Annotated in this window: 13 protein-coding genes and 1 pseudogene; all 14 read right to left on the reverse strand. The window is 43.2% G+C overall.

Annotated features, from left to right (window positions below):
- Positions 1-18: 18 nt before the first annotated feature.
- The 14 genes and pseudogenes from MUN89_RS13690 to rpsO all read right to left on the reverse strand — a co-directional run bounded on the left by MUN89_RS13690 (position 19) and on the right by rpsO (position 14,402).
- Positions 19-1,128 (reverse strand): BMP family lipoprotein, encoded by a 1,110-nt coding sequence (locus tag MUN89_RS13690; protein WP_305852423.1) that lies wholly within the window; start codon positions 1,126-1,128, stop codon positions 19-21.
- Between the two features lie 108 nt (positions 1,129-1,236).
- Entirely contained in the window at positions 1,237-1,962 is a 726-nt protein-coding gene (locus MUN89_RS13695; RefSeq protein WP_244708362.1) for a GntR family transcriptional regulator, read from the reverse strand.
- A gap of 279 nt (positions 1,963-2,241) precedes the next feature.
- Positions 2,242-4,533: an FtsK/SpoIIIE family DNA translocase gene (locus MUN89_RS13700; protein WP_244708363.1), complete on the reverse strand. Its 2,292-nt coding sequence runs from the start codon at positions 4,531-4,533 to the stop codon at positions 2,242-2,244.
- Positions 4,534-4,669: 136 nt separating this feature from the next.
- Positions 4,670-4,870, reverse strand: a complete 201-nt coding sequence (locus MUN89_RS13705; protein WP_244708364.1) for a YlzJ-like family protein — start codon at positions 4,868-4,870, stop codon at positions 4,670-4,672.
- Positions 4,867-5,589, reverse strand: coding sequence for a ClpP family protease (locus MUN89_RS13710; protein WP_244708365.1), 723 nt, complete (start codon positions 5,587-5,589; stop codon positions 4,867-4,869). Before MUN89_RS13710 ends, MUN89_RS13705 begins: the two co-directional genes overlap by 4 nt.
- Positions 5,590-5,680: 91 nt before the next feature.
- On the reverse strand, positions 5,681-6,553 hold the full coding sequence (gene dapA / locus MUN89_RS13715; RefSeq protein ID WP_256463988.1) for a 4-hydroxy-tetrahydrodipicolinate synthase: 873 nt from the start codon (positions 6,551-6,553) through the stop codon (positions 5,681-5,683).
- Between the two features lie 14 nt (positions 6,554-6,567).
- Entirely contained in the window at positions 6,568-7,791 is a 1,224-nt protein-coding gene (gene dapG / locus MUN89_RS13720; RefSeq protein WP_244708366.1) for an aspartate kinase, read from the reverse strand.
- A gap of 24 nt (positions 7,792-7,815) precedes the next feature.
- Positions 7,816-8,862: an aspartate-semialdehyde dehydrogenase gene (asd, locus tag MUN89_RS13725; protein WP_244708367.1), complete on the reverse strand. Its 1,047-nt coding sequence runs from the start codon at positions 8,860-8,862 to the stop codon at positions 7,816-7,818.
- Between the two features lie 110 nt (positions 8,863-8,972).
- Positions 8,973-9,569, reverse strand: coding sequence for a dipicolinate synthase subunit B (locus MUN89_RS13730; protein ID WP_244708368.1), 597 nt, complete (start codon positions 9,567-9,569; stop codon positions 8,973-8,975).
- Positions 9,566-10,461, reverse strand: a pseudogene (gene dpaA, locus MUN89_RS13735) (dipicolinic acid synthetase subunit A). Before dpaA ends, MUN89_RS13730 begins: the two are co-directional and overlap by 4 nt.
- A gap of 151 nt (positions 10,462-10,612) precedes the next feature.
- Positions 10,613-10,867 (reverse strand): YlmC/YmxH family sporulation protein, encoded by a 255-nt coding sequence (locus MUN89_RS13740; protein ID WP_244708369.1) that lies wholly within the window; start codon positions 10,865-10,867, stop codon positions 10,613-10,615.
- Between the two features lie 12 nt (positions 10,868-10,879).
- Complete coding sequence (locus tag MUN89_RS13745) at positions 10,880-11,803, reverse strand: polysaccharide deacetylase family protein (RefSeq protein ID WP_244708370.1); 924 nt, start codon at positions 11,801-11,803, stop codon at positions 10,880-10,882.
- Between the two features lie 86 nt (positions 11,804-11,889).
- Positions 11,890-14,016 carry a polyribonucleotide nucleotidyltransferase gene (gene pnp / locus MUN89_RS13750; RefSeq protein ID WP_244708371.1) on the reverse strand — a complete coding sequence of 709 codons (2,127 nt, stop codon included), beginning with the start codon at positions 14,014-14,016 and terminating at the stop codon, positions 11,890-11,892.
- A gap of 116 nt (positions 14,017-14,132) precedes the next feature.
- Positions 14,133-14,402: a 30S ribosomal protein S15 gene (gene rpsO / locus MUN89_RS13755; protein WP_244708372.1), complete on the reverse strand. Its 270-nt coding sequence runs from the start codon at positions 14,400-14,402 to the stop codon at positions 14,133-14,135.
- Positions 14,403-14,441: the final 39 nt, after the last annotated feature.

Genomic DNA, 14,441 nt, shown 5'->3' on the forward strand with positions numbered 1-14,441 from the left:
AGCCTTTCTCTGCACCTTTTATAGGGATTTAATGTATTTATCTAGTTCATCGCGAGTACTTGGGACTTCGATGTCTCCGTCAACAATCTTCCCTTTGTATTCTTCTACTGCATTCGTGATGTCATCTGTCAGCGCATCTTTGTTTGTACGGGCAATGCTGATCGCATCATCATCCAGACCGTACTCAAGCACTTCTCCTCCAGGGAAGCTGCCTTCCATGGATTGAGTTGCGACGTCCTGAACAGCTACGTCCACACGTTTCACCATTGAAGTAAGGGTTACATTGTAATCACCGATCTGACCTTCATCATACTGGTCCCGGTCAACGCCAATCACCCAGTAATCTTTATCAGGGTTATTTTTCTTAAGGTCTTTTGCCTGGGAAAATACGCCATTCCCGGTCGCTCCGGACGCATGATAAATAACGTCTATGCCTTTAGAATACATGCTTGATGCAATTAACTTTCCTTTATCAGCTGCAGCAAAGCTTTCTGCATACTGAACATCTACGTCAATATCTGGATTTACCGTTTTAACACCAGCAACAAATCCTGCTTCAAATTTGTTAATCAAATCGCCGTCTACCCCGCCGACAAAGCCAATTTTGTTAGATTTTGTTTTCATAGCGGCAACTACACCTGCTAAGAAAGAGCCTTGGTGCTCCTTGAAAGTAATACTTGCAACGTTGTCCCCTTTTGCTACAGAGTCTACGATGCTGAAATGAGTATCAGGGTATTGCTCAGCTACCTTTTCAATGGCTGGCTGAAGTTTATAGCCAATCCCGAAGATCAGGTTGTAATCCTCACGAACTAATCGGTTTAAGTTCGTTGTATAATCAGCGTCACTTTCGGATTGAGAATAGTCGAAACCTTTACCTTTTTCCATGTCATGCTCTTTACCAAACGCTTGAAGGCCTTCCCAAGCCGACTGGTTAAAAGATTTATCGTCTACTCCACCGACGTCCGTAACCATTCCAACAGAGAAATCATCACTAGCTGCTTTTTCTCCATTAGAATCGCCGCTTGCTTCCTTGTTATCGCCTTCCTTATCAGAAGAACCGCAAGCACCTAACACCATGCCAATTGTTAATAAAAGGACAAAAACTAAAAGAAAACGATGTTTTTTCAAAATCAATTACCCCCTAATTTGATAAGTGAAAAGTCCATTCGCCGAAACGGCAGCACATAGTTGTTACCAGCCTCACCTCCCCAAAAATTCGCTCGAAAATGTAAGCCCTTACACCCTTCTTCTTAAAACGTGAAAGCTGAACTTGTCTGCTCTAAAGTAATTGGACGAAAGAAGCATAGGTTCATCTTCATAGGAATAATGCATCTGTCTTAACAAGAGTAATGCTTGATCTGGTTCACTGTTTAATATAGGTGAGATTCGTTCGTGGTATCCGATAGGTACAATGTGAGTAACTGCGTAGCTGATCGATTTGCCTGTGTATTGTTCCAAGATGCCAAACATGGAATCGGCTTCTCTTACCTGCTCTAAAGGAATTAACCCTTGAGGGAGCTTGTCTACACAATAAACGACTGGCTGTCCATCTGCTGTTCGTACCCGTTCTACCTTTGCTAAGTTATGTATCTCTACGGGAGCAAAACGGCTGCGTTCTTCTTCTGTTGGTTCGATTAATTCAGCAGATAAATACTGTGAACCCGGGGTCATACCGGATTTACTAATCATCCCGGTTACACTATCAAGCTCTTCAATTCCTGAAGAAAATACAGGTTTAGGATTTACAAAAGTTCCTACACCATGTCTTCTTGTAACAATACTTTCCTCTTCAAGAATGCGTAAAGCCTCTCGTAAGGTTGCCCTCGACACCCCTAATGATTTGGATAATTGAAATTCAGAAGGCAGCTTTTGTTTTTCCTGATAGATGCCATTTTCAATATCCCGTTTGATCTGTTCGATCACCTGTAAATACAGGTGCCTAGTATCTTGTCTGATCGACATAGGCTTCACACTCCAAGTCTATTATCCTATAAGTAAGAGATCTGACATCTGACGTTCGACACATCACATTCTTGAATAATATAACACTTTTCTTACAATAAATAAATAGAATTGGGACATTTTTATCGTTTTTGCGACTTATTGATATACTATGAATTTTGTAACTTTTCAGGTTTTTAGGAGAAAAAGTAAGACTTTTTCAGGAAAAGTGTACAACCAAAGGCAAAATAAAGCAGCCTTCTCCTTGGAAAAGACTGCACTTCAATTCTATGTTTTTACTTAGGAAGATTGTTCCTCAGATACTTGAGAAACGAGGACATTTCTAGGTTTACTTCCTTCATATGGACCAACAATCCCGTTGTCCTCCATCGCATCAATTAAACGGGCAGCCCGTGTATAACCCACCCTGAATCTGCGCTGGATCATCGAAACACTCGCACTTTGCATTTCAATGACCATTTCGACTGCTTCAGGATAGAGGTCATCGTCTACTTCCTGTTTTACTTCGCTTTCTTCCTCAGGAATCATTTCCTCCTGGTATTGGGCACGCTGCTGTTCTACACAGAAGTTGACCACTCTTTCTACTTCTTCGTCAGAAAGAAATGCCCCTTGGACACGAGTTGGTTTATTGGCTCCCACTGGAGTAAACAGCATATCTCCACGGCCGAGCAGCTTCTCAGCACCGCCGGAGTCCAATATTGTGCGCGAATCGGTTTGAGAAGAGACACTAAACGCAATCCTTGAAGGAATATTGGCTTTAATTACCCCAGTAATTACATCCACAGAAGGACGCTGTGTAGCGATAATGAGATGAATACCAGCAGCACGAGCCATTTGAGCGAGCCGGGTGATGGCATCTTCTACCTCATTGGAAGCCACCATCATCAAATCAGCAAGCTCATCTACGAGCACCACAATGTATGGGAGCTGGGGCTGGGTATCTTCATGTTCCTCGTTGTGTTTTTTAATGTACTCATTATATCCTTCAATATTTCTCGTACCAGAATCAGAAAATAAATCATAACGGCGTTCCATCTCGGAGACCACTTTTTTAAGAGCCCGGGATGCTTTTTTTGGATCAGTCACTACAGGCGCCAGCAAATGCGGAATGCCATTATACACATTAAGCTCTACTTTTTTCGGGTCAATCATCATCATTTTGACTTCGTGAGGCTTGGCTCGCATGAGAATACTCGTAATAATCCCATTGATACAAACACTTTTTCCGCTTCCAGTTGCTCCTGCAACCAGCAGGTGCGGCATCTTGTTGAGCTCAGACATGACCGCTTCCCCTGAAATATCTCTGCCCAGGGCAAAACTTAACTTCGCATCGGGCTTTGCCTTTCCAGTTTCTAAAACTTCGCGCAGCGAAACCATCGAAACCTCCTGGTTAGGCACCTCAATCCCAACCGCAGATTTACCTGGAATCGGTGCTTCAATCCGAATGTCCTTGGCCGCCAGTGCCAATGCAAGGTCATCATTTAAATTAACAATTTTACTAACCTTTACTCCTACATCCGGATACACTTCATATTTCGTTACCGCAGGACCAACGTGGACTTTGGTTACTTTTGCTTTTACCCCGAAACTTTGAAAGGTTTTCTCCAGCTTTCTGACCGTAGCTTGAATATGGGAACGCCCCTGGCTCTGTGGACCCGAAGTCGGTTCGTCCAGAAGATCAAAACCGGGAAGCTGGTAATCCTCATTTTCCATTTCTGCTGTCGGCATAGATTTTTCAAGTGCAGCCTCCTCTCCATCCTTCTGATCCTTTGAAGTGGATTCAACTGCTTTTGCCGTCTCAGCTTCTTGTTTATAAGCGTTGTCAGTGAAGTCCTCAATAATTGGTTCTTCCGCTGTCTCCACTGGTTCACCTTCATTTAATTCATAAGTTGTCGTTTTCTCCTCAGGTGTAACGTCAATGCGTTCATTCTGCCTTTTTTCACGCTTTTCCTGAAAACGGCTGACCTGACTGTTCGTAAGTGATTTCAAGAACGATCCAGCCTTCAGCAGTACTTCACCGATCGACCATTCACTTAAAAACAAGGCCCCGATTAAAAACAAGAAAAAGGAGACTATGGCCGTTCCCACCCCTGAAAACAAATAGTAGGTAATCAAGAGGAGAAACGCCCCGCTTAAACCACTGCCAATGCTGTAGAAACTTGCTGTTCCCCGCATCATCCCGGCAAGCCTGTCCCAAGTTAAAGCTACGATGGATCCCTGATCCGCGGCAAGCTCGTCCCCTAATGTTTCTAGATGAGTGAACAGCAGAAGAGCGATAAAAATTAAATAAATGCCAATGAGCCGCTTATGTAAAAAGGCCGGCCACCTTCGTTTGATCATAAGAAACAAACCAACAGCTAAAAAGAAAATGGAGGGCACAAAATACCATACTCCAAAAATCACCTGCCAAATCCTCTCTAACCCACCCGGTATCGCACCAGAGCTTATGACTGAGGCACCGCTGCCAAAGACGGCTAAAAAGAGGAGAAACAGACCGACCAGCTCAAATTTAATCTGCTGTTTCAGACCTGATTGTTTTTTCTTAGATTGTTTTTTCTTCCGTCTAGCCATAAAGACTACACCATCCTTTAAAAGGAAAACAACAGGATGCCGAATGATTCTCTACATAAAATAGAAAATACCATCCGACATCCTGACTTCCAGCATGTTCGCCTATTCTATTATATCACAGAAAAGAGAAATGTTACTATTCCAACCATTGTCCTGGTTGCAGTGAAGGATCCATATAATCTTCAGGATCTGTCGATAACAACTGGATAATCTGCATTTTTCCATTCCCTAAATCCAGACATTTCACAGGTTTATTTTTATGCTGATGATAGACAATTTTTCCACTTCCAGCATCAGGAAAAATATCGTATTCACTGAGCGGGGTATAATGAATCATTGGACCACCTGCTGTTCCTGTGGTCCTTTGTGTGCTTCGATCATCTCATTTAATTTAACCATGGCTTCTTTCACACCGCCTACAGCATCAATCAATCCATAGTCTACCGCATCTTGGCCGACTACATTTGTGCCGATATCCCTCGTCAGGTTTCCTTTAGCAAACATCAACTCTTTAAACTTTTCTTCATCTATGTGGGAATGACGCGTTACAAAATTTACGACTCGATCCTGCATTTTATCCATATACTCAAACGTTTGTGGGACTCCAATCACAAGCCCGGTCAATCGAATTGGATGAATCGTCATCGTTGCTGTTTCTGTAATAAATGAATAATCCGCAGAAACCGCAATTGGAACACCTATCGAGTGCCCGCCGCCTAAAACGATGGATACCGAAGGTTTGGACAGCGACGTAATCATTTCAGAGATGGCGAGCCCCGCCTCAACATCTCCGCCAACCGTATTTAACAGGACAACAAGACCTTCAATTTTTGGATTTTGTTCAATAGCAATCAATTGGGGGAGAAGGTGCTCATATTTTGTTGTCTTATTTTGAGCTGGTAATTGTACATGACCTTCTACTTGGCCAATAACCGGCAGAACATGAATATTGGAATCTGGAGGCTGGGGAACATTTCCCTGGCCTAACTGCTGGATTTTCTCAACGATCCCTGACTTCGATTGATCCTTTTCTTTTTCTTCCTGTGATTCTTTCATGAATGGAGCTCCTTTCATTCTTTTCTTGTAGTATGGATTATGAAGGAGCCAAACATACAAAAAACGGCAAGGAAGTTCCTTGCCGTTTCATTTACGCCAAACCGTTGATGACTTGTTGAATTAATAAACGTTCTTCTGCAGTTAAGGAAACAAGGGGTAAACGAACACCGCCCGTGTCGAGTCCTTTCATCTGCAGCGCTGTTTTTATCGGGGCAGGTGAAGGGGCACAGAACATGGCGTTCGAAGCCGGCAGGAATTTTCTGTGTGCGGCAGAAGCCTCCTTCACTTTTCCTTCATCAAACAATCGCAGCATTTCCTGCATTTGATTTCCCAATACATGTGCACTAACGGAGACTACGCCGTGTGAGCCAACCGCATAAGATGGCAGAGTTAAATTATCGTCTCCGCTGTACAAACTAAAGGAATCATCCGTATTTTCAATAATTTGAGTCATGGCATCGAGACTACCCGTCGCTTCCTTCACGGAAACGATGTTGTCGATTTTTGACAGCTCAATGATTGTTTCAGGAGCAATGGTTATGACGGATCTACCCGGTACATTATATACCATGACCGGCAGATCAGTCGCAGCTGCAGCTGTTTTAAAGTGTTCGTAAAGCCCTCTTTGATTAGGTTTATTATAATATGGGGCTACGAGCATAAGAGCGTCTACTCCTGTAGCTGCTGCTTTTTTAGACAATTCGATGGTTGCCTGGGTATTATTACTTCCTGAGCCTGCAATTACGGGCACCCGGCCATCAACCACCTCAACGACATGCTTCCATAAAGCTATTTTCTCTTCAGATGTTAAGGTCGGTGATTCCCCTGTTGTACCTGCTACTACTAAACCATCTGTGCCGTTATTGAGCAAGTACTCGATTAGGGTGGTGGTCTTTGCTAAATCAAGATTACCATGAATGTCAAAAGGGGTCACCATTGCTGTTAAAACTTTCCCGAAATTCACTCTTTTCTCCCCTTTCAATGCTCCACTGCATTTAATTCAAATATATCGTGCAGGGCATTTACAGCTAACACTAGATCTTCTTCCTTAATCAGCACCCAGATTGTTGTATGCGAGTCTGCGGATTGCAGGATCTGCACTCCTGCATCAGTTAAGGTTTGAACGATTTTGGAAGTTACACCTGGCACACCGGTAATTCCTGCGCCAACGGTGGAAACTTTTGCGCATTTATCTCTTACTTCAGGATCGTAACCAAGCTCCTTCAATATTTCTACAGCTCTAGAGGTGAAAATCGCATCGATAGTATAAACAACCCCACTCGGAGATATGTTGATAAAATCGACGGAAATATTGGCTTCAGCCATTGATTTAAATACTTCAGACTGCAGCTTGCTTGGGTCTTCTTTAGATTGGACCTTAATCTGGGTAATCCCACCCATGTGGGCTATGCCTGTAACCAGGCGATCTGGTACATCCTTTCCTGCTTCCCCTTCAGAAGAAGCAGAAACCAGTGTACCTGGAAGGTCCGAATAAGTGGATCTAACACGAATTGGAACTTTAGCATGCATCGCAATTTCAACGGCTCTAGGGTGAATAACCTTTGCCCCTTGGTAGGCAAGGTTGACGATTTCATTGTACGTGACCGCATCGAGCGCCCTTGCTTTATCCACAAGCCTTGGATCCGCAGTCATGATTCCCTCAACATCCGTAAAAATATCAATAAATTCCGCATTTAAGGAGGCGCCAAGTGCAGCAGCACTTGTATCACTTCCCCCTCTGCCGATTGTAGTTGTATCAAAATCCTCATTACGGCCCTGGAATCCGGCAACAACGACTACGTCGTGTAATTTTAACTCTTTTAAAATCCGGGCAGGCTCCATGCGTAAAATTTTTGCCTTTGTGAAATCCTCATTTGTTAAAAAACCTGCCTGAGCACCAGTTAATGCAGCCGATGAAACGCCTTCACGAAGAAGCTCATGAGACAACACTACAGAAGATATGGTTTCTCCGCAAGCCATGAGCATATCCTGCTCTCGTGAGGATACTTTGCTGTTGGGAAATTCAATAAGGTCAAGCAGAGTGTCAGTAGCATAAGGTTCTCCTTTACGTCCCATGGCCGAAACTGTCACGACTACTTTGTAACCTTCCTCAACTGCTTTTTTAATATGAGAAATGGCCCGGGACCTGCCTTCACTGTCCCGGACTGATGTACCTCCAAATTTTTGAACAAGTAACTTCATGTCTACACCTCAACCTATTAAAGATTATAGCCACTGATTAGCGATCACTCGTTCAGCGATTTGAACGGAATTCCAAGCGGCTCCTTTTAATAGATTATCAGAAACCACCCAAAGATGGAAACCGTATTCATTGTCCAAGTCTTTTCGGATCCGTCCAACAAAGACATCTTTCTTACCTGCTGCATCCAGCGGGGTTGGATACGTTTGTGTTGCAGGATCATCCTGAAGGACAATTCCAGGAGCATGATCCATTAATTTTCTTATTTCTTCTACCGTTACCCCTTTGCGGTCAACTTCAATATATACGCTTTCAGCATGAGAAGTGAAGAAAGGCAGACGGACGCACGTAGCTGCCACCGGTAATTCCTGTGCGTGCAGGATTTTCTTCGTTTCATTGATCATTTTCATTTCTTCAAACGTATATCCGTTATCTTGAAAGACATCGATTTGAGGCAAGGCATTAAAAGCAATTGGATAATGATTTTTTTCGCCTTTTACCGGTAGAATTTCAGCTTCAAGGTTCTCACCGTTTAAAAAGGCTTGTGACTGGTCACGAAGTTCATCAGCTGCTTCATTACCAGCTCCAGATACAGCCTGGTACGTCGAGACGAGCACTCGTTTAAGTCCAAGCTCATTTTTTATAGGCTTAAGAGCAGCTACCATTTGGATGGTAGAGCAATTCGGATTCGCAATGATTCCCTGGTGATTTTTAATATCTTCTTCATTCACCTCAGGAACTACAAGGGGTACGTCTTCTGCCATCCGGTATGCGCTCGTGTTGTCTATGACCACAGCGCCGCGTTTTACGGCTTCTGGTGCAAACTTCTTAGAAACAGAGCCTCCAGCAGAGAACAAGGCGATCTGTACATTTTCAAAGCTCTCTGGCGTCGCTTCCTCCACGGTTAATTCTTCTCCACGAAATGGAACCTTCTTTCCAGCAGACCTGCTGGAAGAAAGCAGCTTCAATTGATTGATAGGAAAATCTCTTTCTTCCAAAGTTTCCAGCATTTTTTGTCCGACTGCGCCGGTTGCACCAACGACAGCGACATTATACGTATGGTTATGACTCATATTAGGATCTCCTTTCTTGGTTAATCGCTATTTACATTAGTTAGTCAGTCAGAGTCACTATTTTGTTATTCTATCATATTTTTTAGCACTTCTGGGAAGAAAATCTCGAATTAGCCGTTGTATCGCTCAATAAGCACAGGCTGAAGCTGTGTTCCTTTTAAAGCTGCCTCGATGGTTTCAGGAATCAACGTCATATCTGCTACCAGGGAATTGGGTTTTTTATACGGATGATCCTGACCAAGTGGGACAAAATAAATGTTCTTTGCAGCCATCAATTTCATAACGTTGACTCCATTTAATCCTAGCGCATCATTCGTCGAAATAGCAACTACAACGGGGCTTCCATTCCTTAATGTCGCTTTTGCTGCCATTAAGACCGGTGAATCCGTCAATGCATTAGCAAACTTGCTGGTAGAATTTCCAGTCATTGGTGCGATTACCATACAATCCAGCGGCCGTTTCGGTCCTAAAGGTTCAGCATCGGGAATGGTCATAATTGGTTCTTCTCCTGTGATTTCTTTTATCGTTTTCAAATGATCTGCCGCATCCCCAAACCTTGTATCTGTGTTTTGAACAGTATAGGAGAGAATCGGAATGACTTTTGCCCCCATTCCCACTAACCGCTTCATAACAGGAAAAACTTCGTGATACGTACAATGAGACCCTGTCAATCCGAAGCCTATTGTCTTACCTTCTAAACTTGTCATGAGCCATCCACCTTTCGATTTACATTTTTTAGTAATTTGCATATCACATCTGCAATGATCCGCCCCGCTGTTTTTGGTGCAACGATTCCTGGCAGCCCCGGAGCAAGGATTGCTTTTACCCCCCGCTTTTCAGCGTAGCGAAAATCGGTCCCTCCCGGTTTTGAAGCAAGGTCTACAATTAAGGCATGGGAAGGTAACTGCTTGATTACTGCAGCTTGAACAACCGGTGCAGGAACGGTATTTAAGAGGATGTCGCATTGACCCATTTCTTCATCTAAGCCGTTCATATCAAGCGGAGTTAACCCCATCTCAAATACTCTTGCTGCACTGGCGGAAGACCTTACTCCCACTGAGACATCCGCTCCTAAATGGGCAAATGCACGGGCTAAACCAATCCCTACCCGTCCTAATCCTAATACGACGACCTTTGATCCGTGGATTGTAAAATCTGTATGCTGGATAACCATCATAATCGTTCCTTCCACAGTAGGAATCGAATTATAAATCGCTACGTCATCCCGATCCATCAAAGGAACGAGTGTTCGTTTTATCTTCTCCACAACTTTTGAAAAGTAGGGGTTTGTTATTCCTGTATAGATTTGACAATGCTTTGGGGTTTTTTTCAGCCAATCTTCCGATAATTGAATCAGGCGATTAGTAAAGACACCATCCACTCTTCCCTGTTCATCTGTCCCTGCTACAGGAAGAATAATTGCATCCAATCTTTCCACTTGACTGCCTTCAAAATCAAGGTCAATGGATTCTGTGAATCCTCCTTTTAATTGGTCAAACCCAGCAAGATAAACCGTGGCATCCCACTCGTTCAATCGCCGGATAATTTCTAATTGCCGGGCATCGCCCCTATTACTGCCACATGATATCCTGTAAGCATGCCGGAAGTCTCCTTTATCCATGATCTAATCTCTTTGTATCCTATGCTGATGCGAACAGTTAGTGATATCGAAATCGCCTAGGAAAAGGGGGTATAGTTGTATATGACATTTCTGTTGGAAACGTACATAAAAAAAAGACCCTGACGTTTGTCAGGATCCAAATTCCCTCATCTTCTTGCTCTTTAATAAAATCGTATCTTCTCCAATTGTCGTGATTTGTTCCCAATCGATCATTACTTCCTTTCTTGATTTGCCGATGCCCATGATGCCATTGTTCATAATAATAAGTGATTTAATCCTGCCTGTCTCCGGTTCAATAACTAAATCCGCTCTCCCCAGAATTCCCAGCTTCTCACCATTTTCCACATCAATCACTTGTTTACTTGCAAGCGTCTTTAACCTCATGAACGATTCCTCCTAACGGTTTTCACTTAAAAGGGTAGGCACTGAACCTATCCGATAATTCTTTTTAAGCTGTTCGATAAGTTCAGGAAGACTGTCTACAGTGACTTGGGTTGGGTGCATAAGGATAGTAGCTCCGTTATGCACTTTTCCTAATACCCTTTGCAAAAGGACTTGTTTCGTCGGCTGTTTCCAATCTATGGTGTCCACCGTCCATAAAATCGTCTCCATTCCAAGTTTGTCCGCTGCAATGACCGTATTCATGGTAAAGCTACCGGACGGAGGAGCGAGCCATTTGACTTTCTTATTAGTAAGCGCATAAAGCACCTCGTTCGCCTTTTCCATGTTTATCTCTGCCTGATTTTCTGACATTTGGGCCATATCTTTATGCAGATATCCATGACTTCCGATTGTATGTCCCTCATCCTCAATCATTTGTACCAATTCTTTATGCTTGCTTGCAAAGGCACCGTCAATAAAAAAAGTAGCTTTTACATGATATTTAGAAAATATTTTTACCATATCCGGAATGTATTCTTCCCCCCATGATACATTGATTAATAAAGCCACCATGTTTTTATCTGGATGGCCTCTGTAGATAGGTGAAGAAGGAAGGTCTTCTAAAGAGATGTCCGGCTTAACACGTTTATAAACGAGCATCTTCTCGTTAAAAACTCCATCTTTTTTCATTTTATTGTAGGATGCCTGAACATCTACAGCGCGTCCTTCGATCCCTGGAGTTTTTTTCCATACTTTATCTATAACCGCATTTTCTGCCGGCTTCTCATATTTCGCTTTGTTAGAAATAATTTCTTCATACAAGTCATCTGTTCCGCTTGTTGTTTGAGTTTGATCGTTCATGGAAATGAATGCAAGGCTTACGCCAAGCAAAAAAAATGATGCAATGCATCCAACGGCCCATATCCTAAAATTAGTCATCAGCATTCACTCCTCATCCAAGTGTATGCTTTTCATTAGCGGACAAGACTCTTTTCAGCCATAAAAAAAAGAGCCTGGCTGGCCAGTTACTCTTTTTCCTGTTTGCTTTCCTGTTGTTTTTTCTCATCAATCAGAACAGCTTTACGGGAAAGATTGATCCTTCCCTGGTTATCAATTTCTTTTACCTTAACTTTAATGAAATCACCAAGGGATACGATATCTTCCACTTTTCCGATGCGCTCTTCAGCCATTTCGGAAATGTGAACAAGCCCTTCTTTGCCTTTAAATAATTCAACAAATGCTCCGAATTTTTCAATTCGTTTCACTTTGCCATTATAAACTTCGCCTACTTCCACTTCACGGACAATGTCTTCAATAATCTTACGGGCCGTTGCGTTCATATCTTCATCTGTTGAAGATATGAAGACTGTACCGTCCTGCTCAATATCAATTTTCACTCCGGTATCTTCAATGATCTGGTTGATCTGCTTACCGCTTGGTCCGATGACATCACGGATTTTTTCCGGATTGATCTTTAAGGTCATGATTTTTGGCGCATAATCAGAAAGCTTAGTCCTCGTCTCAGGAAGGGTCTTCAGCATGGATGCTAAAATCTCCATCCGGCCTTTCTTCGCTTGTTCAAGTGCTTCCTGAAGGATTTCTCTGGACAGTCCTTCGATTTTTATATCCATTTGCAGAGCGGTTACGCCTTTCTCTGTCCCTGCAACTTTAAAGTCCATGTCACCCAGAGCATCTTCCATGCCTTGAATATCTGTTAAAATTGTATAATCGTCCCCAGACTTCACAAGTCCCATCGCAATTCCTGCAACTGGGGATTTAATAGGTACACCTGCATCCATCATCGCAAGGGTACTTGCACAAATACTGGCTTGTGAAGTGGATCCGTTGGATTCAAGTACTTCGGAAACTAAACGGATGGTGTAAGGGAACTCATTTTCACTTGGAACCACTTGTTCAAGCGCCCGTTCTCCAAGAGCACCGTGTCCGATTTCTCTTCTGCCTGGTCCGCGGATAGGTCCCGTCTCACCTACTGAGAATTTCGGGAAATTATAATGGTGCATAAACCGTTTGGATTCTTCCAAATCAAGCCCGTCCAGGATTTGAACATCTCCTAATGCTCCAAGGGTACAAATGCTGAGTGCTTGAGTTTGACCGCGGGTAAACAGTCCTGAACCGTGTGTTCGCGGCAGCAATCCGACCCGGGATGACAATGAACGGATTTCATCTACCTGACGTCCATCTGGCCGCACTTTATCTTTCGTGATCAGCTTGCGCACTTCAGCTTTGACTATATCATCAAGAATGGATTGAACCTGCTCTAGTGTATCCTCATCAGCTTCCATCTCTTCGAAATGTTCTATTGCTGCATGTTTAGCTTGATCGATGGCCTCTTCACGTGCCTTTTTCTCAACAGTTTTAATTGCATCAACAATCGCACTTGTCGCTTCTGCTTCAACTTTTTCCTTGAGGTCCTTGTCCGCTTCTATGAGCTGAACCTCCATTTTCTCGCGGCCCGCAGCAGCAATGACTTCTTCCTGAAAGGCAACAAGCTTCTTAATTTCTTCATGGCCGAACATAATTGCTTCCAGCATGTCCTCTTCAGGAACTTCCTGTGCTCCGGCTTCTACCATATTAATCGCATCCCGGTTTCCTGCCACAGTCAGATCAATGTCACTCTTTTCCTGCTGCTCAACAGTCGGGTTAATAATGAACTCCCCGTCCACTCGTCCCACGATAACTCCGGCAATCGGACCTCCAAAAGGAATATTAGAAATACCTAATGCAATAGATGAACCAAGCATGGCAGCCATTTCGGATGAACAATCCTGGTCAACACTCATCACCGTGCTGATCACTTGCACATCATTTCTAAAACCATCTGGAAACATCGGCCGGATCGGACGATCGATGAGACGTGATGCAAGTACTGCTTTATCACTAGGACGGCCTTCACGTTTAATAAAACCACCCGGGATTTTTCCAACTGCATATAAGCGCTCTTCATAATTCACGGTTAAAGGGAAAAAAGGTAAATCCTTTGGCTCTTTTGAACCTGTAGCCGTTGAAAGTACGGTCGTATCACCATAATGGATTAACGCTGCACCATTTGCCTGTTTAGCTAATTCGCCAATCTCTATAGAGAATGTGCGCCCAGCCACATCAATCGAAAACACTTGTTTTTCTTCTGGCATAAAGAACTAAACTCCTCTCAATTACAATCATAGTCTTAAGGGACTAACATCAGTTTACACCCTTATGTACTTAAACATACAGAAAAAGCGGGAATACTCCCGCTTTTATCCATCCATTAACGACGTAGGCCGAGACTTTTAATTAACTCACGGTAACGCGTAATGTCTTTATTACGAAGGTAGTTCAATAGGTTACGGCGTTTCCCTACCATTTTCAGAAGACCACGGCGTGAATGGTGATCTTGTTTATGAACACGCAGGTGTTCGTTTAAGTTCGTAATCTGTTCAGTAAGTACAGCAATTTGTACTTCTGGAGAACCTGTGTCGCTCTCATGAGTTTTGTACTCATTGATTAATTCGTTTTTGCGTTCTTGTGTGATAGCCATTATAGCTACACCTCCTAAAAAAATTTGTGATTCCCATCC

This window comes from Halobacillus salinarum, assembly GCF_022919095.1.
Taxonomy (GTDB): Bacteria; Bacillota; Bacilli; order Bacillales; family Halobacillaceae; genus Halobacillus_B; species Halobacillus_B salinarum.